Origin of the sequence: Leptolyngbya sp. FACHB-60 (assembly GCF_014695775.1) — a bacterium.
Classification (GTDB): Bacteria; Cyanobacteriota; Cyanobacteriia; order Phormidesmidales; family Phormidesmidaceae; genus Nodosilinea.
In genome coordinates this window covers 60,489-82,789 of sequence record NZ_JACJOX010000022.1, presented here as the reverse complement: position 1 = coordinate 82,789, position 22,301 = coordinate 60,489, and the positions used below count along the sequence as shown (strand labels likewise).

23 protein-coding genes are annotated in these 22,301 nt (G+C 56.6%); 13 read left to right on the top strand and 10 right to left on the bottom strand.

Annotated elements, in window-relative coordinates; all coding sequences use genetic code 11:
* Positions 1-2 precede the first annotated feature (2 nt).
* Complete coding sequence (locus H6F57_RS08385) at positions 3-365, top strand: MGMT family protein (RefSeq protein ID WP_190628720.1); 363 nt, start codon at positions 3-5, stop codon at positions 363-365.
* 10 nt (positions 366-375) lie between these two features.
* On the opposite strand, the gene H6F57_RS08380 is transcribed toward H6F57_RS08385, so the two are convergent.
* The 4 genes from H6F57_RS08380 to psbB all read right to left on the bottom strand — a co-directional run bounded on the left by H6F57_RS08380 (position 376) and on the right by psbB (position 4,057).
* Complete coding sequence (locus H6F57_RS08380) at positions 376-1,353, bottom strand: 30S ribosomal protein S1 (RefSeq protein ID WP_190628722.1); 978 nt, start codon at positions 1,351-1,353, stop codon at positions 376-378.
* A 222-nt stretch (positions 1,354-1,575) separates the two neighbouring features.
* Complete coding sequence (nrdR, locus tag H6F57_RS08375; RefSeq protein WP_190628723.1) at positions 1,576-2,100, bottom strand: transcriptional regulator NrdR; 525 nt, start codon at positions 2,098-2,100, stop codon at positions 1,576-1,578.
* A 210-nt stretch (positions 2,101-2,310) separates the two neighbouring features.
* The gene (locus H6F57_RS08370) at positions 2,311-2,409 is read right to left on the bottom strand and encodes a photosystem II reaction center protein T (RefSeq protein ID WP_073607450.1); all 99 of its coding nucleotides are present in this window, start codon (positions 2,407-2,409) and stop codon (positions 2,311-2,313) included.
* 115 nt (positions 2,410-2,524) lie between these two features.
* The gene (gene psbB, locus H6F57_RS08365) at positions 2,525-4,057 is read right to left on the bottom strand and encodes a photosystem II chlorophyll-binding protein CP47 (RefSeq protein ID WP_190628725.1); all 1,533 of its coding nucleotides are present in this window, start codon (positions 4,055-4,057) and stop codon (positions 2,525-2,527) included.
* A gap of 352 nt (positions 4,058-4,409) precedes the next feature.
* On the opposite strand from psbB, the gene H6F57_RS08360 reads away from it, so the two are divergent.
* From H6F57_RS08360 to H6F57_RS08350, 3 genes are all read left to right on the top strand, one after another.
* On the top strand, positions 4,410-4,745 hold the full coding sequence (locus H6F57_RS08360; RefSeq protein ID WP_190628727.1) for a 2Fe-2S iron-sulfur cluster-binding protein: 336 nt from the start codon (positions 4,410-4,412) through the stop codon (positions 4,743-4,745).
* 205 nt (positions 4,746-4,950) lie between these two features.
* Positions 4,951-5,061, top strand: coding sequence for a photosystem II reaction center protein PsbM (gene psbM / locus H6F57_RS08355; protein WP_017300174.1), 111 nt, complete (start codon positions 4,951-4,953; stop codon positions 5,059-5,061).
* A gap of 183 nt (positions 5,062-5,244) precedes the next feature.
* Positions 5,245-6,021: a proteasome-type protease gene (locus H6F57_RS08350; RefSeq protein WP_190628728.1), complete on the top strand. Its 777-nt coding sequence runs from the start codon at positions 5,245-5,247 to the stop codon at positions 6,019-6,021.
* Positions 6,022-6,053: 32 nt separating this feature from the next.
* Here H6F57_RS08350 and H6F57_RS08345 read toward each other — a convergent pair whose 3' ends face one another.
* Positions 6,054-6,839 (bottom strand): 4'-phosphopantetheinyl transferase superfamily protein, encoded by a 786-nt coding sequence (locus tag H6F57_RS08345; protein ID WP_190628730.1) that lies wholly within the window; start codon positions 6,837-6,839, stop codon positions 6,054-6,056.
* 96 nt (positions 6,840-6,935) lie between these two features.
* Between H6F57_RS08345 and H6F57_RS08340 the strand changes: the two genes are divergently transcribed.
* From H6F57_RS08340 to H6F57_RS08335, 3 genes are all read left to right on the top strand, one after another.
* On the top strand, positions 6,936-8,216 hold the full coding sequence (locus H6F57_RS08340; RefSeq protein WP_190628732.1) for an NAD(P)/FAD-dependent oxidoreductase: 1,281 nt from the start codon (positions 6,936-6,938) through the stop codon (positions 8,214-8,216).
* Positions 8,217-8,305: 89 nt separating this feature from the next.
* Positions 8,306-8,431 carry a hypothetical protein gene (locus tag H6F57_RS27950; protein WP_277873684.1) on the top strand — a complete coding sequence of 42 codons (126 nt, stop codon included), beginning with the start codon at positions 8,306-8,308 and terminating at the stop codon, positions 8,429-8,431.
* Positions 8,432-8,731: 300 nt separating this feature from the next.
* Positions 8,732-9,355 carry a hypothetical protein gene (locus H6F57_RS08335; protein WP_190628733.1) on the top strand — a complete coding sequence of 208 codons (624 nt, stop codon included), beginning with the start codon at positions 8,732-8,734 and terminating at the stop codon, positions 9,353-9,355.
* A gap of 14 nt (positions 9,356-9,369) precedes the next feature.
* Here H6F57_RS08335 and H6F57_RS08330 read toward each other — a convergent pair whose 3' ends face one another.
* Positions 9,370-9,945 carry a TMEM175 family protein gene (locus H6F57_RS08330; protein WP_190628735.1) on the bottom strand — a complete coding sequence of 192 codons (576 nt, stop codon included), beginning with the start codon at positions 9,943-9,945 and terminating at the stop codon, positions 9,370-9,372.
* A 209-nt stretch (positions 9,946-10,154) separates the two neighbouring features.
* On the opposite strand from H6F57_RS08330, the gene H6F57_RS08325 reads away from it, so the two are divergent.
* Entirely contained in the window at positions 10,155-11,594 is a 1,440-nt protein-coding gene (locus tag H6F57_RS08325; RefSeq protein WP_190628736.1) for an NYN domain-containing protein, read from the top strand.
* On the opposite strand, the gene purF is transcribed toward H6F57_RS08325, so the two are convergent.
* The 3 genes from purF to H6F57_RS08310 all read right to left on the bottom strand — a co-directional run bounded on the left by purF (position 11,591) and on the right by H6F57_RS08310 (position 16,451).
* Positions 11,591-13,132, bottom strand: coding sequence for an amidophosphoribosyltransferase (gene purF, locus H6F57_RS08320; protein ID WP_190628738.1), 1,542 nt, complete (start codon positions 13,130-13,132; stop codon positions 11,591-11,593). The genes H6F57_RS08325 and purF overlap by 4 nt on opposite strands.
* A 282-nt stretch (positions 13,133-13,414) precedes the next feature.
* Positions 13,415-15,799 (bottom strand): phosphoribosylformylglycinamidine synthase subunit PurL, encoded by a 2,385-nt coding sequence (gene purL / locus H6F57_RS08315; RefSeq protein ID WP_190628739.1) that lies wholly within the window; start codon positions 15,797-15,799, stop codon positions 13,415-13,417.
* Between the two features lie 97 nt (positions 15,800-15,896).
* Complete coding sequence (locus H6F57_RS08310) at positions 15,897-16,451, bottom strand: phycobiliprotein lyase (RefSeq protein WP_190628741.1); 555 nt, start codon at positions 16,449-16,451, stop codon at positions 15,897-15,899.
* A 293-nt stretch (positions 16,452-16,744) separates the two neighbouring features.
* Here H6F57_RS08310 and H6F57_RS08305 point away from each other — a divergent pair, with 293 nt between their 5' ends.
* Positions 16,745-17,281: a phycobiliprotein lyase gene (locus H6F57_RS08305; protein WP_190628743.1), complete on the top strand. Its 537-nt coding sequence runs from the start codon at positions 16,745-16,747 to the stop codon at positions 17,279-17,281.
* 83 nt (positions 17,282-17,364) lie between these two features.
* Complete coding sequence (locus H6F57_RS08300) at positions 17,365-18,018, top strand: cyclase family protein (protein WP_190628745.1); 654 nt, start codon at positions 17,365-17,367, stop codon at positions 18,016-18,018.
* Positions 18,019-18,264: 246 nt separating this feature from the next.
* Here the strand turns inward: H6F57_RS08300 and H6F57_RS08295 are convergent, their stop codons facing one another.
* Complete coding sequence (locus H6F57_RS08295; RefSeq protein ID WP_199289801.1) at positions 18,265-19,305, bottom strand: two-component regulator propeller domain-containing protein; 1,041 nt, start codon at positions 19,303-19,305, stop codon at positions 18,265-18,267.
* A gap of 480 nt (positions 19,306-19,785) precedes the next feature.
* Here H6F57_RS08295 and H6F57_RS08290 point away from each other — a divergent pair, with 480 nt between their 5' ends.
* The 3 genes from H6F57_RS08290 to H6F57_RS08280 all read left to right on the top strand — a co-directional run bounded on the left by H6F57_RS08290 (position 19,786) and on the right by H6F57_RS08280 (position 22,263).
* Positions 19,786-21,216, top strand: a complete 1,431-nt coding sequence (locus H6F57_RS08290; RefSeq protein WP_190628747.1) for a form I ribulose bisphosphate carboxylase large subunit — start codon at positions 19,786-19,788, stop codon at positions 21,214-21,216.
* A 191-nt stretch (positions 21,217-21,407) separates the two neighbouring features.
* Positions 21,408-21,836 (top strand): chaperonin family protein RbcX, encoded by a 429-nt coding sequence (locus tag H6F57_RS08285; RefSeq protein ID WP_190628748.1) that lies wholly within the window; start codon positions 21,408-21,410, stop codon positions 21,834-21,836.
* A 79-nt stretch (positions 21,837-21,915) separates the two neighbouring features.
* Entirely contained in the window at positions 21,916-22,263 is a 348-nt protein-coding gene (locus tag H6F57_RS08280) for a ribulose bisphosphate carboxylase small subunit (protein WP_190628750.1), read from the top strand.
* The last annotated feature ends 38 nt before the right edge of the window (positions 22,264-22,301 follow it).

Sequence of the window (22,301 nt, the reverse complement as noted above, 5' to 3'; positions counted from 1 at the left end):
CGATGCTGACCTACGAACGCATCTACGCTGTAGTCCGCCAAATTCCTCGGGGTCAGGTCGCTACCTACGGCCAGGTGGCTGACCTAGCCGGGCTGATTGGCAAACCCCGCCTAGTGGGCTACGCCCTTTACCGAGTTGACATGACCACCGACGACGTCCCTTGGCAACGGGTGATCAATGCCAAGGGAGAGGTCTCCGAGTCACCCCGGCGCAACGGCAGCGACTATATTCAGCGGGTCATGTTAGAGGACGAAGGCATTGAGTTTAACCGCGGAGGTCGCATTGACTTGAGCAAATATAGATGGTGCCCGCCCGATGAGGTCATCGAGCGGGCACTGGCGTTATTCAGAGAGCGATTAGACTAGGGCGGTGAACCTACTCTACGGCCACGGCCACTTCTTCCTCTTCATACACCTCTTCAGGCTCGTCGATGATTTCACCGGCTTGCTCGGCAGCCTGACGACGCATGGCTTCGCGGTACTTAGCGGCCATTTCCTCAGCCTTGTCGTAAACCAGGTCAGGGTTCTTGACCATGTCACCCGGTTCGGGCTCTAGCTGCTTAGTCGAGAGGGAAATCCGACCTCGCTCAGCATCGAGATCGATGATCATGACCTTAATTTCGTCGTTGACGTTGAGCACGCTGTGAGGCGTGTCAATGTGGTCGTGGGAAATCTCAGAGATGTGCAGCAAACCGCTAACGCCGCCGATGTCGATAAAGGCACCGTAGGGCTTGAGGCCGCGTACCGCGCCCAGCACCACTTCGCCCACTTGAAGACCATTCATCTTGCGCTCAACCAGAGCACGACGATGGCTGAGCACGAGACGGTTGCGCTCTTCGTCGACTTCTAGGAACTTGAGGGGGAGGTCTTCTCCCACTAGGTCTTCTTTTGGCTTGCGGGTGCTGATGTGGGAGCCGGGAATAAAGCCACGCAGACCCTCAATGCGCACCAGGGCACCACCGCGGTTGGTGGCAAACACACCAGAACGGACGGTAGCGTCTTCCTGCTGGAGTTGACGCACCCGTTCCCAAGCGCGCATGTACTCAATGCGACGAATAGAAAGGGTCAACTGACCATCTTCATTTTCGTCGGTAAGAATAAAGAACTCGCGGGTTTCGTTGGAGCGCAGCACCTCTTCAGGGTGATCAACCCGGTTGATGGACATTTCCTGAATAGGAAGATAAGCGGCGGTTTTAGCACCGATATCAATCAGGGCGCCCCTGGGCTCAAGGCTAAACACGGTGCCAGAAACCGTATCGCCTGGGTTGAAGTGATAGTCGTACTTATCTAAAAGTGCGGCAAAGTCTTCGTGTGTAAACCCGATGTCAGCGTCCTTTACGTCCTGATTGAGCATGCTAGTGTTGTCCTATTATTTCTCCGTAATACTGCGGTTTCCGTGTAGACGTACAAAACAATCAACTCAGATATGTGACAGTCAGCCCCCACGCCACAGCGTGCCGACATAGACAGCCCGATAAACCCACAGGATTAAAATTATAGCTGAAGAGGCGGTGTTGTTGATCTACGCCGCCAGGATTGGTTTCAGTTTGACGTTCAATTCACTGCAACTACAGGCTCACAGAGATTGGGCAGAAATTACGTAGGTTGAGGACTGGCTGTTTTCCACATTGCCTAGGGAGCGATCGCCCCGATCATCCTGTAGCTGGCTGAGGGTTTCTGCAAAATCGCGAATGCCTTGAAACTGACGATACACCGAGGCAAACCGCACAAAAGCCACCTCATTCATGGCCTGGAGCTTGGCCAACACCATTTCACCAATCTCGGCACTGGTCACCTCGCGGGTGGCCCGCTGCTGAAGTTCGGCCTCAATGTCATCGACGATCGCCTCCATAGTCAGAGACGACACCGGAGTTTTTTCGCAGGCTCGCACTATACCCCGCAGGACCTTGGAGCGTTCAAACAGCTCTCGGTCGGTGCTGCGCTTGATCACCGTAACGGGTACGTACTCAATACGCTCGTAGGTGGTGAATCGTCGTTCGCATCGCAAGCATTCCCGCCGCCTGCGGATGCTGCGTCCCGCCTCCGCCGATCGCGACTCTAGGACTCGGTTGTTCAGATGCTGACAGAACGGGCAATGCATAGACACACTCCCAATGGGAGGAAAAGAACCAAGCCACAGGGGGTTAAAGCCGTTGCAGCCTGAAAAAATAAAGGCAAACCTTCCCATGAGCGGAAAGGCTTGCCTCTATATTAATTAAATTGTGAGAAAACAATCGAAATGGCTGGAAAGTCCTGCCAAATTTGCGTAAGTCTCAAACCATCGTCGGTCTAAGTGACTAGGTCGCTGGGATTAGTCCTTAGAAATACGGGGGGGTTCGCGAAAGGCGATCGCAAAGAACAGGGTGCCAATGATGCAGGCAAAAATGAAGATGTAAGCGACTGCTTCCATGGTGAAAAAGGCTCCTATCTCAACCGGGTTATCTTTAGTTTACAAGGATTAGATGTAACGTGCCCGACGGATGATCTTAGAGAATCAACCGCCGGGCACGTTAGCTTATGGGAAACTAAACCGTTTCTTCTTTACGAGTGGAGGTATCTCCCACCTTTGCGAAGAAACCCCATTCCACCTGCTCGGGAGACAGGTCAGGGTCTACACCCGCAAACACATCGCGGAACAAGGTACGAGACCCGTGCCAAATGTGACCAAAGAAGAACAGCAGCGCAAACACCGCGTGACCGTAGGTAAACCAACCGCGAGTGCTGGTGCGGAATACCCCGTCAGAGCCGAGGGTTTCGCGATCGAACTCGAAGGGTTCACCCAACTGCGCCTTACGGGCGTAGCGCTTCACCAGAGCAGGCTCAGAGATTGTTTGACCCCCGAGTTCACCACCGTAGAAGGTAGCGGTTACACCAGTCTGTTCAAAGCTGTACTTAGACTCAGCCCGACGGAAGGGAATGTCAGCCCGAACAACGCCGTCTTTGTCGACCAGTACCACAGGGAAGGTCTCAAAGAAGTTGGGCAGGCGGCGGACAAACAGCTCGCGGCCTTCCTTATCTTTGAAGACGGGGTGACCCAGCCAACCCTCAGCGATACCGTCGCCTTGGACCATAGGACCAACCCGGAACAAACCACCCTTGGCAGGGCTGTTGCCCACGTAGTCGTAGAAGGCCAGCTTTTCAGGAATACTGGCGTAGGCCTCATCTAGGGATGACCCGGCGTTGACATCAGCCTGAACCCGGCGCTGGATCTCTTGCTTAAAGTAGTCGCCATCCCACTGGTAGCGGGTGGGACCAAACAGTTCGATGGGGGTAGCGGCACTGCCGTACCACATGGTGCCTGCCACCACAAAGGCCGCAAAAAACACCGCTGCAATACTGCTAGACAGCACCGTCTCGATGTTACCCATACGCAGAGCCTTGTAGAGGCGCTGGGGCGGGCGCACCGTGAGGTGGAACAAGCCAGCGATAATGCCCACAATTCCTGCGGCAATGTGGTGAGCCACAATACCGCCAGGGTTGAAGGGGTTAAAGCCTGCGGAACCCCATTCAGGAGCAACTCCTTGCACGTGACCGGTGAGACCGTAGGGGTCAGATACCCACATGCCAGGTCCCCAGAGACCGGTCAGGTGGAAGGCCCCAAAGCCGAAGCAGAGAAGACCCGACAGAAATAGGTGAATACCAAACATTTTGGGTAGATCCAGCGCCGGCTCCCCGGTGCGAGGATCACGGAATAGATCTAGATCCCAATAGACCCAGTGCCAGCAGGCGGCTAAAAATAGCAGACCTGACAGGACGATGTGAGCCGCAGCCACACCCTCAAAGGACCAGAAGCCAGGGTTAACGGCGGATGCGCCGGTCACGCTCCAGCCGCCCCATGACTGGGTTACGCCCAGTCGTGCCATGAAGGGTAGGACAAACATGCCCTGCCGCCACATAGGGTCAAGTACGGGGTCACTGGGGTCAAAGGTGGACAGTTCAAAGAGAGCCATCGAGCCGGCCCAGCCAGCTACCAGGGCCGTATGCATTAGGTGTACAGCAATCAGTCGCCCGGGATCGTTAACGACGACCGTGTGTACCCGGTACCAGGGTAGTCCCATTGACTACGCTCCTCCTCTAGGTAAAACAATGTTGTTTTGGGAATTGTCTTAAGCATGCCAGTACTGATTAGCCTATCAGAATCAGGCTCTCAGTAATGCTCCAATTGCCCCGTCATCCCGCCATTGCCTGAGGGGGCGATGTCATTGTTGGATGCGGAATCATTTGGTACAGATGAGATGTAACAATGAAATTACTTAACGAAGTGTAACCAGTCCCAATTTCCCTCGCAACCAGCTTGAGCCTTGGCTGGAGGCGATCGCCAGGGGTTGCGACTCAAAAACACCTCGGTCCAGCGGCCAAAGGCTTGATTTACCGCTGCTAACAACGCAGAACGTGAAGGAGATTCCCTTGATGGCTAATGTTAAGTTTGTTAACGAAGACACTGAGATTGTCGTTGCTGACGGGGCCAACCTGCGTTTTAAGGCCTTGGAAAACCGCATTGATATCTATACCTTCAGCGGCAAGCTGACAAACTGCGGTGGCTACGGTCAGTGCGGCACCTGCGTCGTCGACGTGGTGGCGGGTGGTGAGAACCTGTCACCTCGCACCCAGGTAGAAGAGCGCAAACTGAAGAAATGGCCCGAGAGCTGCCGATTGGCTTGCCAGGCTACGGTGCATGGACCGGTTTCGGTAGCCACAAAGCCCAACCGCAAGGCACTGGCTGAGGCTAAAGCCAAGAGCGCCTAGCTTTGATCATCTAGCATTGGCTTGGGGGCTTTGGTGCAGCGCTGCATTCTCATCGAGTAGAGTGATATCCTGAAGTCGTCGGGTCTTTAAAGCGCAGCGAGTCTTTGGTGAGTTGAGCTAAAGCAGGTTTGACAAGGATGGAGACGGCCAGCGTTAGAAACTCGATGCGACGTTGTTGGGTTGAGAGTAGTAGAGGCAAGCACTGATGGAAGTCAATAAGCTTGGTTTTGTAGCCAGCATTCTTTTTGTTCTGGTACCGACGGTTTTTCTGCTAATTCTGTACATCCAAACCTCTAGCAAGCAGACCGGATCGTAAGATTGCGGTCGATGGCTGTGATGCCGGGTCGCTGCTGCGCCGGATCAAAAGCCGCGAGTCTGGCTATGGGAATTAGGTGTATTCTTAGGGCGCTGGTTTAGCCGGCGCTTTTTTACGGTTTATGGACTGCGGCGACCTGACTCAATGGGCGACGGGGCCGCCATGACGTACCGTTGGAAACCAATGACCTACTGTTTGGGCATTTTGGTGAAGGAGGGATTGGTGCTGGCCGCCGACTCGCGCACCAATGCTGGGGTTGACTACATTTCGTCGTACCGCAAGCTGTTTGATTTCTCTAAGTCGGGCGATCGCGTCATTTTGCTGTGCACCTCGGGCAACCTGTCGATTACCCAGGCAGTGGTCCATCAACTCGGTCAAGACATCAAGCACGATCGCGAGCCCAATCTGCACAGCTTGCAGAGCCTCTACGATGTAGCTCGCTACCTGGGGGATCAAATTCGTACTCTGCAAGAGGCCGATCGCGCCTGGCTGGCCCAGGACAAAATTGATTTTAAGTGCAGTTTTTTGCTGGGCGGTCAGGTGCAGGGAGAGGTGCCAGAGCTATTTTTGATCTACAGCCAGGGCAACTGCATCAAGGCCACCCCCGAGACACCGTTTTTGCAGATTGGCGAGACCAAGTACGGCAAGCCCATTCTCGATCGCACCCTGGGGTTTGACGTGCCCCTCGATGCGGTAGCCAAGTGCGCGCTGCTGTCGATTGACTCGACGATGCGATCAAACCTGTCGGTGGGGCCGCCGATTCATATGGCTATGTACCAAGCCAACAGCTTTGAGGTTCGCCACCGGGCAAAGTTTCAGGCGGGGGATCCCTACTTGATCAAAATGCGTAAGCACTGGGAGGTGGCCCTGCGGGAAGCCGCGCTCAGCATGCCTGATATTTCTTGGAACCACGATGATGCCCTCTTGCCCCTAGGGATACCTGATCCGGGCGATACCTAGGCGGATCGGGGGGTGCCGATCTGAGGCTAGCTCTAGTTGGGCCAGTCCCCGGCTAGGACGGCAGCAGGAGTCATTGGCAAAAGGTGCAAATGCTCTGGCTCTATGTGGGGAGCTTGAACGGCGATCGCGCCCATATACCCTGGTTCTAGCTGCCACTGATAAAGTTGCCCTGGATGGTCTAACCTCGGTGCCGTTATCACGTTCACCGATGCCGGCACTGAGGTTAAATCTAGAGTTTCTAAGCGCAACTCTAGGGCCTGCATGGAGTCGGCTATGCCAATGCCCAGAGATTTTAGGCAGGCTTCTTTACCCGTCCAGTAGCGCAAAAAACGATGGTCAGCCTGGGGATGCGGCAGGGCCAGCACGGTTTCAGCCTCAGCGACTGTTAGGTAGCGATGACATAGACCCGACAGACATTTCACCGGACCTAGGGCTTCGATATCCACACCGATCGCCCTGACGTCAGCGGTGGTGCTAATGGCCACGAGCAGCCGCTGCCCACTGTGGGACAGGTTAAACTTTGGCACCACGCCGGCGCTATTGGCAGCGGGGCTGAGTTCTGGCTTACCCTTGGCTCCGTAGACAAAGGTAAGCGCGGCGGGCGCTTGACCAGTGTAGCGGCTCAGCAGGTGGCGCAGGCAGCCTCGACTGGCCAGGAACTGACCCTGGACAGCGGGCCGGTGAATGCGCTGTAGCTGAGCCTGTTCCGCAGGTGACAAACAGGCTTCGAAGGCCTGCTGGGTCGCCGTCTCAATGTCGGTAGAAAGCAGCCAGAGGTCGATAGCAGGTGAGGCACAGCCCTGGCAAAACTCAGACATAGAGTAGGGATAAGGGGTTGAGTGATAGCAAGGGCAACCTAGCGCTATTGTGCAGTAAGCTGGGCACCCTTGGCACAGCCCCCCGGTTCACCCGCTATGCCATTGAAGCCATTTACTGCTGCCTCAGATGACCCCGCTGCCCTTAGCCCATCTGCCCCTAGCCCAGGCGGGACGGTAAAAATTTGCATTTTGGGGGGTGGATTTGGGGGATTGTACTGTGCCCTATCTCTGCACCAGCGATCGCGGCGATCGCCCCGCCCCATCCACATCACCTTGGTCGAGCCGCGCGATCGCTTCAACTTTACCCCGCTGCTCTACGAACTGCTCACCCAAGAACTAGCCCCCTGGGAGATCGCTCCTGCCTACCGAGAGTTGCTCAAACACACCGCCGTTAACCTGCGCCAGGACTGGGCCGAGCACATTGACTTAGCTCAGCAATGCGTTACCCTGCGCCATGGGGAACCCCTCACCTATGATTACTTAGTGGTGGCGCTGGGTAGCCAAATGCGGCCTCCCGCTACCCCCGGTAGCCAAACCCATAGTCTGCCGTTTAACACCTTGCAGGATGCCGAACAGCTGGAGCGCCGGTTAAACGACCTCGAACAATCGCCCCATGTCGGGGTGGTGGTGGCCGGGGCTGGCCCCAGTGGCGTCGAGCTGGCCTGCAAACTGAGCGATCGCCTCGGTCGCCGGGGTCAGGTCACCTTGGTCGATCGCCGGGGCGAAATTTTGCGTTCCTATCCGCAACGCATCCAGCGGGCGGCGGCGCGAGCTTTGTCGAAACGGGGGGTAGAGGTCTATTTAAATGCTGCGATCGAGGCGGTAGACGCTAGCGGGTTGACCTTTGGCTACGAGGGCCAAACCCACCACTGTCAGGCTGATATCGCCCTCTGGACGGTGGGCACAGTGCCACGCCCTTGGCTAGGGCACGATGTCCCCAACTCCACATCCTTTGGCCAATGCCAGGTGAAGCCTACCCTTCAACTGCCTGACTACGACAATGTCTTTGTGCTAGGGGATATGGCCGCCATGCCCGCCCCAGGGCGTGATTCCAAGGGCAGTCAGGAACCGATTCAGAACGAGTATCCATTTCAGAATCGCGCCCCTACTACAGCCCAGGCCGCTTACCAGGCAGGCCCTGCGGTCGCCTCTAATGTTCTGGCTCTGATCGCCAATCGTTCTCTTAAACCCTTTCGTTACAACCATCTGGGCGACATGCTTACCCTCGGCCAGGGGGAGGCCGTAGTCTGTGGATTTGGGCTATGCATCACCGGGCGGCTGGGAGGTCTGTCGCGCCGCTGGGCCTACTGGCTGCGGCTGCCCACTCCGGCCCACCGCTGGCGAGTGCTCAAGCACTGGCTAGGCTTCAGAAATTAGACAATCCAAGCATGTTCTTGGCTGTAGTTTAGACGTCAATCCGTCCAGAGCAATTGGGCCAGAGACATCTTCCAGCAGGGGTTCGCTCTATGACCTGCGGGGTTTTCTGTAGCGCCCAGTGGGACGCCCCTATGGCCGACGACCTGGGCGAACCCACCGTGTTAGAAGCGATCGCTCTCCACAAGCGCGACGGCAGCATTCTCTGGTGGCAGTAACGATTTTAATTTTAATAATGGCCTGGGCATGCCTAGCCAGGGTTTGCCTAAGTGGGCAGCCGACGACGACGGGAATCTTACCAACAAGCCAGTTAGAAAACTGAACCTTTAGCCTGTCAGGCTAAGGGTTGGGGTTGGTCTAATGAATGGGCAAATGATTTGAAGCCGCTCCAACACCGGTCGGCCCTGGCTCCCCTCAACTCTAGGGAAATTTGCTGTGTGTTTCCCCTCAAGAGCTAGCAGCCAAAACACGATCATCAGTGATGGTAGGCAACCCAACATATTTCTTGGAGAACATTTATGTTTCTTTGGCGGCGGACAATAGGCGTCAGTTTGGGTTTGGTGGCAGCTAGCAGCCTGTGGACTGTAGCCCAGGCTTACCCAGCTCAGGAGGAGGTTGTAGAAACTCCCGTCCTGATTCAAGTTGACGATACGAAAATTGTTGATGTTCAAGTGGACGACTTAATGCAAGTGGACGACCCGTCACTTGGGCAATCAACAACTGAGCCTCTGATAGAGACGATGCCCATTGCCTCAGATGTAACCTCTGCCATAGCCGCCGAAGCACCTGTGGCAGAGGTTACAGCAGTGCCTACGGAGGTTTTAGACAACCTTTCCCAGGAGCAGCTTGAGGCGATCGCATCGATCATCTCGACCGCAGAAGCGTCAACCAGTCCTGACCGCATCGCCAATCTACCCACCGAGGTACTGACCCAGCTTGATGCCTTGCCGGGCGTTGAGCAACAGGTAGGCCGTAGACGCTGGTTGCCCACAGGTTTAGTCAGACGGCTGCGGCTGCCCCAAATGCTGACGTCTCTAGTTAGACAGCCAAAAAACACAGCCTTGATGATGCTGGGCAACCACATTGTGGTCGTCAACCCCGCAACGGGTGCTGTTTTGGGGGCCGTGCTGTCAGCCCTATAGAAGGCACTGAGCCATCAAGACAGCAGCGCCTTTTCGATACGGCGATCGGGAATGAGCCACAGAATTGCCACTGTGACGTAGAGCAACAGGGCTAGCCAGGAGTTGAGAAAGGCGAGGGGGATGGCGATCGCATAGATCGCCACCGAAATCTTGCCCTTCCAATCGCGCCCCATAGCGATCGCCAGGGCCGACTCGCGGCCCTCACAGGCAATTAGCGTTTGGGTGAGGATGTAGTAGGCGATCGCCGCAAACAGCAATACACTGCCGTAAAACGCTACCGGCAGCGATGCAGAGTGGTTCTCCCCCGTCCATCCAGTGACGAAGGGAATCAGTGACAGCCAAAACAGCAGGTGCAGGTTGGCCCACAGCACATTGCCATTTACCTGGCGCACCGCCTGCAGCAGGTGGTGGTGATTGTTCCAGTAGATACCGATGTAGACAAAGCTCAGCACGTAACTTAAGAACACCGGAATCAGCGGTCGCAGCGCCGTAAGCTCAGCCTCGTGGGGTATTTTCAGCTCCAGCACCATAATTGTGATGATGATAGCGAGCACGCCGTCGCTAAAGGCTTCTATTCTGCCCTTGCCCATGGTGTCAACGCTCCATTGCGCCGATATAGCAGTCGTTTATTACAGCAAACTGCTTAGACATGCTGAAGTTTACCCTGTCTAGACCAGCGGCGGAGTATAGCTATCGCAACAGGGGTAACCTAAACCGGAGAAACCGCCGTCGTTATGCTTTGAGAAAAGCTAAATTTTTCATCGTGTAGACTAAGCCATCAACCGTTTAGGCCCCTGGTATGACTCGCTCCCCTGAGCCGCCTAACCTAGAGCACTATGAGAAGATTGCTCGTTTTCTGCACACCGTCCTCCTGAAAACGCAGCAGCAGCGGGTTGATCTGCTCACGGAGGCCGGTAGAGCCTGGTTGCAGGCGACCTCTGCGGAGGCGCAGATCGCTAAGCTAACAGCGCGGCTTGAGCAACAGCCCACTCAGCCAGTACTGACTGTTGAGCGTATTTTAGTCAAGTTGTTTGTCTCGGCCTTTCAGGGGTCTAGGCCCTACGGCCAGATTGTGCAGCGGGTGCAGCAGTTAGCGCTCGCCATCCCTAAGCAGTCCCCAGCTCACCCAACCCAGGACGAACCCTCCAACCTTTCCTGGGTCGGACTATTGTTGGTGGATGCCGAAAACATGAACCCGCCTGAGGCGTTGGAGGCATTTCTGCAAACCGTGGGTCGATACCCCATTCGGCACCGCTTGGCCTTTGGCAACTGGCGCAAGCTGGGTCGCCGCGATCGCGACCTATATCGGCGGGGCTATCAGATGGTGCATGTGCCCTCGGGCAAAAACAGTGCCGACATCAAGATGGCCGTAGACACTTCCCTAATTACTCTTCAAAACCCGTTGATCCGCGAGGTATTTATCTGCTCTACGGATACTGATCTGCTTCACCTGGGCTATGCGCTGCTCAATCTAGGGGTCAGCGTCCATTGCGTCGGCCACCGCCACGACGGTTGGTTTGAGGTGCTCAATCTGGCTCAGCAAACCACCCAGAAGGTTTACTTTGACTCGGGTGAGGGGGCCGACCCGACAGCCGAGTCAACCCAGCAGGTGATGAAAGTGCCCACCCTAGCCGAAACGGCGCGATCGCTCAAACAGCTGCTGGCTCAAGCCCACCAGGATGATCCTGACCAGCCAGTCACGATGGGCCGTCTGGGCAAGCTGTTTCGCGATCGCCACCATCTTTCCGCCAGCGAGGCGCTCCAAGCCAACTCGGGCTACAAAACCCTAGGGCAGTTTCTTAAATCCCACACCGCTTTTGTCCTTTCCCCTTTACCCAACAGCAAGCAGATCGCCGTCACCCTCAAGGCGAGCGCTAACGACAACACCCCACCCCTCCCCGAATCCGCAATCCTCATAGCCGTTCCCCAGTCAGTAGAATCTTTGGGATCCGAGGGGGCAGTGGAGGCAGCTTTGCCGCCGCCCATCACCGATGCCCATAGTCTAGAGCAGGCCCTGATCACCCTCCTTTGGCGTTTATCGTCAGGTCAGACAGATAGCCAAATTCAGCTGTCAGTCTTAGCCGCCTACTTTGCCCATGTCTACCAAGAACCCATGAGCGCCGCACTAAAACGCATCGGCGAACCCAAGGGTCTGCCGAAATTTTTGGGTAAATGCCGCTCTTTGAAAGTGCAACAGCAGGGCCAAGACTGGCGCATAGCCCTGGCCTGCGTTAGCTAAGTCGCTACCGGCTCTTTAGCCTCAAACTTGAGCTTAGCCCGCTTAAAGGGTTCAGGAATTTCTACCGGATATTTGCCTGTGAAGCAGGCAGAGCAGAAGCTGCCTGGCTCCTGGTGCGTCGCGGCCAACATGCCCTCCCAGCTCAGGTAAGCCAGGGAATCTACACTGATTTGACTGGCAATCTCGTCTAGGGACTTGGTAGCCGCGATTAGCTGATCTTGGTTGTCGGTATCAATGCCATAAAAGCAGGGGTGGGTGACCGGCGGCGACGAAATCCGCATGTGCACTTCGATCGCACCCGCATCCCGCAAAGCCTGCACGATCTTACGGCTGGTGGTGCCCCGTACAATCGAGTCATCCACGATCAAAATTCGCTTGCCCTCCAGCACATCCTTAAGGGGGTTCAGTTTCATGCGAATGCCCACCTCCCGCATCGACTGAGTGGGCTGAATAAAGGTGCGCCCCACGTAGCGGTTCTTAATCAGCCCCTCCGCGTAGGGAATCTGAGACTGCTGCGAAAAGCCGATCGCCGCTGGTACTCCAGAGTCGGGTACTGCCATAATTAGATCCACATCGGCAGGGGCTTCTTTAGCCAGCTGATGGCCCAGGCGGCGGCGGTAGCTATAGAGGCTCTCTCCGTTGACAATGCTATCGGGCCGCGAGAAGTAGATCATCTCAAACACGCAGAGCTTGCGCTGGGTCGCCTCTGCCCACTGGCGAGAACTAATTCCCTCGGGGGTAATCCACACCAGCTCACCCGGCTCAATATCGCGAATGTAGGTAGCCCCAATGATATCGAGGGCACAGGTTTCCGAGGCCAGCACGTAGTGAGCGGGCTGACCCACCTCAGGAATGTCCTGGCCCAGCACTCCCAGCACCAAAGGGCGAATGCCCTGCTGGTCACGGGCACCCAAAATGCCGTTGGGCGTACCAATCACCAGGCTAAACGCTCCGTAGCAGCGGTTAAAGGCTTGCTCAGCGGCACTCACCCAATCGGCCCCATCGTTGACGGCCTCAGCCAAAGCAAAGGCAATCATTTCTGAGTCGGTGGTGGTTACCAAGTCATGGTTGCGGTCTAACAGCTCTTCGCGCAGGTCGGCGGCGTTGACTAAATTGCCGTTGTGGGTCAAGGCTAGGTCACCCAGACGGGTGGGCACCATGGCGGGCTGGGCATTGCATACGTGACTAGATCCGGTGGTGGAGTAGCGGGTGTGGCCCACAGCAATGTGACCGGTGAGATCTTTGAGAATTTGGTCATCAAACACCTGGGACACCAAACCCATGTGCTTGTAGCAGTGGCTGCCGGAGGCGTTGAAGGTGGCGATGCCCGCTGACTCTTGGCCCCGGTGTTGTAGGGCAAATAGACCAAAGTAGGCCAGCCGCGCCACTTCTTCGTCGGGGGCATAGAGGCCAAAGATGCCGCAGGCTTCTTCAGGCTTGTCAGGGCGATCGAGAAGCGCCTCGGAACGATTATCCGCAACATGGTCCTGAGGTGAATCGTAGGACTCGTCTAGGAAAGATTTAGAAGGGAACGTCATTGGTGGTGCAGGGTGGCTTAAGAACGCAATTGGCAAAGGAGCAAGACTTCTCAACACATTCGGCTGCCGCATTTTGCCCTCAATGCGAGCCCAGCTTCATCATAGGGTCAGGAATTTCGAAGCGGTATTAGAAACTACCGAACTCCCTAACCTATTTAATAGTTCCTTAACATACGCTCGATCATAACACCTGCCGCATTCTCCGCAGGCGACTCCCTAGGCCCGGCGTAGAAAGGATTATTGGGCTTTCATGTAGACAATTAAGGAAAATTCGGAGCCTACTTAGCTCTCCCCAGCTAACCGCTGCTCGATCGCAGTGTGCCAGGTAGAAGCCAGAGATTTAACCGCATCGGCAATCAGGGTTTGACCATCCCCAGTGGCAAGGGTCAAAGTGTCACCCTGTACGGTGCCCAGCCATTGCCAATTGTCCGTCAGGTGATGGGTTAGATACGCCTCCCAGGCAGCCTGATGCTCGCGGCTCACCGAGACGACAATTCTGGCGCCTCCTTCCCCAAACAACAGCCGATCCCACCGCTGGCTAGGCTGACCGGCCTCCAGCGACAGCTGCACCTTGGCCCCAAGTTGCCCACTGATGCACGATTCTGCCAACGCCACGGCTAGGCCGCCCTCGGCACTGTCGTGGGCCGATCGCACCCAGCCCTGGCCGATACCGTGGCGACATGTCGCCTGCACTCGCTTCTCAAGCGCCATGTCGATCGCCGGGGGGTGGCCAGTTGCTTGACCGTGGATCGCCGCCAGATACTCTGAGCCGCCCAGGGTGACTAGGGGATTGCCGTCAGTTGTTGCTGTCCCCGTCTGCTCCACCAGTACGCCCAGTAGGTAGATCAAGTCACCCTCTTGCTGCCAGCCCTGGCCGCAGGTGCGGCTCAAATCGTCAATTAGCCCCACCATGCCGACTACGGGGGTGGGGTAGATGGGCTGGGGGTTGCCCTGGCTGTCTACAGTTTCGTTGTAGAGCGAGACATTGCCTCCGGTCACGGGGGTCTCAAACTCACGGCAAGCATCGGCTAGGCCCCGGCAGGCGTTGGCCAGTTGCCAGTAGCCAATGGGCTTCTCGGGACTGCCAAAGTTGAGGTTGTCGGTCACCGCAAGGGGCAGCGCACCGACACAGCTGAGGTTACGGGCAGCTTCGGCCACGGCGGCTTTAGCGCCTTCGTAGGGGTTGAGGTAGACGTAGCGGGCGTTACAGTCGACTGTAGCCGCCAGCCCTCGGGTGGTGCCACTCGGTCGATACCCAGGAACTGCTTCTTGGGGACGCAGGCGAATGACGGCGGCATCCCCCTGGCCGGGGTAACGGACGGTGTTGTTTTGCACCTGGTGGTCGTACTGGCGGTAGACCCAGGCTTTTGATGCGATGGTGGGCTGGCTCAGCAGCTGATGGAGAACTTCCGCCCAGGTTGTTTCGCCTACATCAAAGAACGCCATTCCCGCAGCAGAGCAGGGCGGCAAACTGTCTTCGCTCCAAGCCCAGGCCTTTTGAGCATAGTCGGGCGGTTCTGGCAGCAAGTCGCGATGGTAGATGGGTGTATTTTCTGACAGGGCCAGGGCGGGAATTTCGGCAGCAACATCACCCTGGAACAGAATCCGCACGATGGGATCTGCGATTACTGTTCCAGCCACAACGGCATGGAGGCCCCAGCGCTCGAAGATTTCGATCACCTCGGCTTCGCGGCCCTTGGAGACCACAAACAGCATGCGCTCCTGGGATTCCGACAGCAGATACTCATAGGGCACCATGCCGGTTTCCCGCACAGGGATGAGGTCGAGATCTAGCTCGATGCCAACGCCCCCCTTGGCTGCCATCTCGGCGGTGGAGCACGTAAGGCCCGCCGCTCCCATGTCTTGGGCAGCGACGATCGCCCCTGTCTTAAACGCCTCTAAACAGGCCTCCACCAAAGATTTTTCGAGAAACGGGTCGCCCACCTGCACGGCAGGGCGGTTTTGCTCAGACTCATCCGTCAATTCGGCACTGGCGAAGCTGGCCCCGCCCATGCCGTCACGCCCGGTGGTAGAGCCAACGTACACGACTGGGTTACCCAGGCCCGCCGCCCCAGACTTAACGATGTCGTCGGTTTCCATAATGCCGATCGCCATCGCATTCACCAGCGGGTTGCCGTTGTAGGCGGCGTCAAAGTACACCTCGCCACCCACGGTGGGCACCCCAAAGCAGTTGCCGTAGTGGGCAATGCCCGACACTACCCCCTGGCACAGGCGGCGAGTGCGGCTATCGGCTAGATCCCCAAATCGCAGGGAGTTGAGCACGGCGATCGGTCGTGCTCCCATGGTGAAAATATCGCGCAGAATGCCGCCAACTCCGGTGGCAGCTCCCTGAAATGGCTCTACGGCAGAGGGATGGTTGTGGGACTCGATTTTGAAGGCTACCCGCAGCCCATCGCCTGCGTCGATCACCCCTGCGTTTTCCCCTGGCCCCACCAGCACCCGTGGCCCCTCGGTGGGGAACTGCTTGAGCAGAGGGCGCGAATTTTTATAGCAGCAGTGCTCTGACCACATCACCCCAAACATGCCCAGCTCGGCGCGGTTGGGGTGGCGGCCCAACCGCTGCACAATGTCGTCGTACTCCTCGGGCTTGATGCCCTCAGAGGCGATTTCGGCGGGGCTAAAAGGAGCGGTAGAAAAGGCTGTCATGCTGGCGGGGGGAAATTGCCTCCCGATCTTAGCCCTAAGTTGTCTCTTGGAGGGCGGAAGGGTTCACAATCCAGGGCAAGCGCCTATTCGCCGATCGCTACTCTACCTTTTCCTCTACGCCAAACCCGACGAGCGCTAGGGTATCCATTGCTTCTCCCTCAGCAGGCCGATGGTAGTTAAGAATGCGGCGAATGCGCGTGTTGGGGTTGACCAGCAAAATCGAATCGACGGAGACCACACGGGTGTAGGAGGTGGTCATGAGCAGTTCGCGGTTGCTCTGGTCATAGGTGAAGGTGGAGATGATCGGGCGGTCTTCTTCGTAGGCGCGATCGCGCAAATAGTCTCCCGTCAGCACAGTGCCCGTTTGCTGCTTGGGTACAAACAGGGCGCGCAGCTCTTGGGAGACCTCTTCACCTTTGTCAGACACGGTGTGGAAGGCCAACTGAAAGCCGGGCAGCTGGTCGATATCATCTACTGGGACGTAGCTGTTGTCGGCCAGCACCTTGCGCCGCAGCTCGGGGGTAATGCCATCGACGCGAAAGTCGGTGTGCGATCGTTCCACCTCGCGCTGGGCAATGTAGTGGTAGGTGCGTTCGATCGACCACTGACCAATGCAGCAGTCGAAAAAGTAGGTGATGTCGGCTAAATCCATTGCCTTAGCCCCTAAGGAGTTGCGTTACCTCCTACGGTAACAGGGTTTGCGAAGCTCTCATCAGCGGCATGTGGGCCTCCTCGCGCATTCTGGTGTTGAGTATTAATGCTTGCAGAATTTCCTGCAAGACCACGTAGGATAGGCGACAAGTTGGGCTAAATCACCCACCGGGGTCATTGTCGGACGCCTGCTCGCCCATTATGATGAAAAAATCTAAGGTTAAGAAGTCTAACAATTCTGCTTTTGTAGATTGACTTTTGCTGCTCTGCACATTCTCTTTTGGATGCTTGACTATGCCCCTCTCCGCCGATGTTGCCCGCCTTTTAGCTGAACCTTTAGTGCAGGCCTTTTTTCAAGAAACCGCCGGAGACTGGCGATCGGAGCGTCGCTACTACACCCTCAAGAGCGGCGAAACTCAGGAAGTGGTGAGCCAGATCACGATCGCGTTTCTAGAGCCGGGTACAGACCAGCTCTTGGAACTCGCCAACTTGCACCAGCTTGATCCTCAAAAGCCGTTGATCTGCGGCACCACCGTCACCTGGGAAAGCGAGTACATGGGCACCGGCAAAAAGCCCGTAGCGGGCAGCACCATCTTTGGGGTGCGGGGGACGACTTTATATCGCGATCGCGGTTTTGCCACCTCTAAGCCCGTCACCGCCCAGTACCACTTCAACGACAGCCGTACCCTGGTGCTCAAAACCCAGTACAACGACTCCTCTTTTGAGGAAGAGCTGCGGCTGATCGGCCAGCGCTACCGCACCCGCCAAACGGTCATTTCCCGCGCTGGAGAACAGATTATGATTGGGCAATACCTAGAAACTCGCCTTTGAAGCTAATTTTGGGGCCTAGAGGTCGCTAGGGAAGGGCTCCCTCGGTTTAGCATTTTGGTATAGCCGTTGCCAAAGAAAAGAGAATGCTGATCGATCTCAGCCACACCGTAGAGCACGGCATGATTACCTACGAAGGTATTCCTGGTCCCATTATTTGCGATTTTCTCAGCCGGGAGGCCTCGCAGGCTCATTATGCCAAAGGCACCACTTTCCACATTGGCAAAATCGAAATGGCGGCCAATACCGGCACGTATATAGATTCGCCCTTTCATCGGTACGCCGATGGCAAAGATTTATCAGAACTGCCTTTAGAATCCATCGCCGATGTCGACGGGCTGTTGTTCCGGGCTGACCCAGGGCAACGGGCGATCGGCCCGGAGTTGTTCGTAGGGGCAGCGGTTCAGGACAAAGCTGTACTTGTACATACCGGGTGGGCTCAGCACTGGCGGACAGCTCAGTACTTCAAGGGGCATCCCTTTCTAACCGCAGCGGCGGCAGAGTGGCTCCAAGCCGCTGGCGCTCGATTGGTGGGCATTGACTCGCTCAATATTGACGACACTAGCGATGGCTATCGCCCTGTGCATTCAATCTTACTGGGTGCAGATATCCCCATCGTTGAGCATATGTGCAATCTCGAAAGTCTTCCTGAGTCGGGTTTTAAGCTCCATGCTGTGCCCGTTAAGGTTCAGAGTTTTGGCACGTTCCCCGTGCGTGTTTACGCGGTTACTCGAACCTAGATTGGCTGGTCGCCCCTAGAATTGCGTCAGGCTCAGCCGAATTTGACCAGATTTCCTTAACTTGGGCTTGAACCGTAAACTGTGGAACGCCTGAACTAGGCGTAGCGCTATCTCTTAGGCACAGTGCCCTGGTCAGAATGGCTTTTGGCAGGTGAGTTGTTCGTCAGGGCGCAGCGGAGTACGGAGATTGGCAGGGGTTAAGCACCACCTGACGCTACCCTGCGAATATTGAGACTTCTAGACTTCCTAGCGGGTCTGGACGACGGTAGGGCTCACCAAGCCCCAGTGAGGGTTGCCTTCACCTGTGGTGAGGCTGACCCAGCCCAGCCCCTCGCTGGTACCGACCCAGATTTTGTTGCCGGTGTTGGGTGACAGTGACAGGATGCGCCCTGAGGGCAATGAGGGCACCTGGCCCAGCAGTTCACCGCTGTCGGGTTTGATCTTAAATAGACCTGTAGTGGTGCCCACCCAAAGGTTGCCGGCCTGGTCAAATTCGACCGTTTGCACATTTTTATCGCGCATTGTCCCCACCGATCGCACCAGCTCAGACCGCACTGGGTCTACAACCAACAGGCTGCTGGCTGTGCCGACCCACAGATTGCCTTCGGGGCCGAGGGTGAGCGACTGCACCGCGCCGCCAGGCAAGGCACCAATTTCACGAATTGGGGCGGCGCGGGCGGTGTTGATCTGCACCAGCCCGCTGAGGGTGCCGACCCAGAGGTTGTTGTTGCCGTCGAGGGCCAGGGCGTTGGCGCTGACCCCAGGCAGCTCCTGTACGGTAGTCATCAGTAGGCCGCGATCGGGGCTGATCATAGCCAGACCGCGATCGGTGCCGGCCCAAAGAAAGCCACGGCTGTCTACCAACAGCGACAGCACTCGGTTGGAGGGCAGGGTGAAGTTTTGAGCAGTAATCACATTAGTGCGGGGGTCAACTCGCACCAGGCCGTCAAAGGTGCCCACCCAGATGCGCCCGACCCGGTCTTGGGCTAGCGATTCTAGGGTGCGGCTAGGCATTCTAACGCGTTGCAGCACTTGCCCCGTTTCGGGGTTGATGCGCGACAGCCCTGCCCAAGAGCCGACCCAGAGATCGCCGGTGAAGTCGGGCTGGAGGGCGGTAACGCGATAGTCGCTGGTGAGGGGAGCCTGGGCAAGGGCAGGGGCTGCGGAGCGGTGGGCATCAAGGGCGAGGGGTGACAGACGCGGAGCGGCTTCCCCGAGGGTAAGGGATGGCTGGTGAAGACTTCCCGGTGACAGCATTAGCGACGATAGAACCAGCAGGCTTAACATAATCTCTCCCCACGGTTTGCGGTGGCGTGCAATAGCCCCTAATGAATGACCCATCAAGGGTTTCGGCGCCTCAAGCGTTACAGTATATCGACAATTTCAGGGAGCGGAGTCTCTGGATAGATTTTGTCGACCAGCACTGTTGGGGCGTAGAACCAAGTCTGCTTCAAAGAACTTGAGAAACCCACACCTTGGTTCACCTTGATTCATAGTTTTTAATTATGAATGTATACAGATCTTCCAAAATTAAACTTATCCGATCGCTGATAGTATGCTAACCATACGGTAATTAAAAATACTAAAAGCGCTTGAAGGGCAGCCGTCTTTAGGGGTGCTTTGGTATTTCTACTCGTCTCAAATTTAGGTGGGCTGACTGGGGCTTGGGCCGAGCAAAGGCTTCCTTAAGTGAGGAAGCTTATTTGTGTGTGGCTGGGCTGTAAAGGTTCGCTTGAGGGATTTCATTAGATTCACAGGAAGGGAGACATGTCTTACTCTCAGACAACGACTCAATCAAAAGCTGGCTACAGCGCCGGGGTTAAGGACTACAAACTGACCTACTACACTCCGGATTACACGCCCAAGGATACCGACATCCTGGCAGCGTTCCGGATGACCCCTCAGCCCGGCGTGCCACCCGAAGAGTGCGCCGCTGCTGTGGCCGCTGAATCGTCGACCGGTACCTGGACCACGGTGTGGACCGACCTGCTGACCGACATGGATCGGTACAAGGGCCGCTGCTACGACATCGAGCCCGTGCCCGGCGAAGACAACCAGTACATCTGCTATGTGGCCTACCCCCTCGACCTGTTCGAGGAAGGCTCGGTCACCAACCTGCTGACCTCCCTGGTGGGCAACGTGTTTGGCTTCAAAGCCCTACGTGCCCTGCGTCTCGAAGACCTGCGGATTCCCGTGGCCTATCTGAAGACCTTCCAGGGTCCTCCCCACGGTATTCAGGTAGAGCGCGATCGCCTCAACAAGTACGGTCGTCCCCTGCTGGGCTGCACCATCAAGCCCAAGCTCGGTCTGTCGGCTAAGAACTATGGCCGCGCTGTGTATGAGTGTCTGCGCGGTGGTCTCGACTTCACCAAAGACGACGAGAACATCAACTCCCAGCCCTTCCAGCGCTGGCGCGATCGCTTCCTGTTTGTGGCTGACGCCATTCACAAGTCCCAGGCTGAAACCGGTGAGATCAAGGGTCACTACCTGAACGTGACTGCTGGTACCTGTGAAGAAATGCTGAAGCGGGCTGAGTACGCCAAAGAACTCAATATGCCCATCATCATGCATGACTTCTTGACGGGTGGCTTTACCGCCAACACCACCCTGTCTCACTGGTGTCGCGACAACGGTGTGCTGCTGCACATTCACCGCGCCATGCACGCCGTCATCGACCGTCAAAAGAACCACGGTATCCACTTCCGCGTGCTGGCCAAGTGCCTGCGCATGTCCGGTGGTGACCACATCCACACCGGTACCGTTGTGGGCAAACTGGAGGGCGATCGCGCTGGTACTCTGGGCTTCGTTGACTTGCTGCGCGAAAACTACATCGAGCAAGACAAGTCTCGCGGTATCTACTTCACCCAAGACTGGGCTTCTATGGGCGGCGTCATGGCCGTAGCCTCTGGTGGTATCCACGTGTGGCACATGCCCGCACTGGTCGAAATCTTCGGTGACGACTCCGTGCTGCAGTTTGGTGGTGGTACTCTGGGCCACCCCTGGGGTAATGCTCCTGGTGCGACCGCTAACCGCGTGGCGCTTGAAGCTTGCGTTCAGGCCCGTAACGAAGGCCGTGACCTGTCCCGCGAAGGTGGCGACATCATCCGCGAAGCCTGCAAGTGGTCTCCTGAACTGGCCGCTGCCTGCGAACTGTGGAAGGAAATCAAGTTCGAGTTTGACACCGTTGACACCATCTAAGTGCCTAGCGGGTGCTGCGGTACCCACTACGGAGCGGTTTAGGGTGTGTTGGTCAGTCTATCGATTCGCAGGGTTCCAAAATTCTTGGGGAATGCTGCACAAGTTACCGAATCTTCAACCCGTTCGGGCTTAGATCAGGGCTACCAACCGCCCCACTGGCGGGGTCTACGTCAATCGTTCGAGAGACACTGATGGACCTTAAGCAAACGGCTAAAGACACCGCTAAGGTGCTCACTAGCTACCTGACGTTTCAGGCTGTGAAAACAGTGCTGAACCAGCTCAAGGAAACCAACCCCGCCCGCGCCTATTGGCTCAACGGGTTCTCAACTAAAGAAGCGCTTCAGGATGGCGAAGCCTACCTGAGTGCCCTGCTGACCGAGAGCCCCGACCTGGCCATTCGAGTGATGACCGTGCGGCAGCACATTGCAGAGGGTATCTGCGAGTTTTTGCCCGAGATGGTGGTCACTAGCATCCAGCAGGCCAATATGGAACACCGCCGCCAGCACTTAGAGCGCCTTACTCAGCTCGGAGATGCTGACCACGCTGTAGATTCAGAGGTTGTTGAGGACGCCGATGTCCCGCAAGAATCTACGGCTGACGCTGACCCCTCCCCTGAGTAGGCGATTAATCTCCAACTCTGTTGCTCATTCATTTACACGGCGTCAGCCGATCGCACCCTAGTTAACCTAACGAGGACCTATGAAAACTCTGCCCAAAGAGCGTCGTTTTGAAACGATGTCCTACCTGCCCCCGCTCACCGATGCCCAGATCGAGCGGCAAATTGCCTACATTCTCAAGCAGGGCTATTTCCCCGCTGTGGAATTCAACGAAGCCTCGAACCCCGAGGAGTACTACTGGACCATGTGGAAGCTGCCCCTGTTCAACGCCACTTCTACCCAAGAAGTGCTGAGCGAAGTGCAGGCTTGCCGCTCTGAGTACTCCAACTGCTACATTCGCGTAGTGGGCTTTGACAACGTCAAGCAGTGCCAGATCGCTAGCTTCATCGTGCACAAGCCCGGTGCTACCAGCAGCGGCTACCGCTACTAAGGTCTGACCTGTAAAGGGTTAGACAACGAGATAAAGGG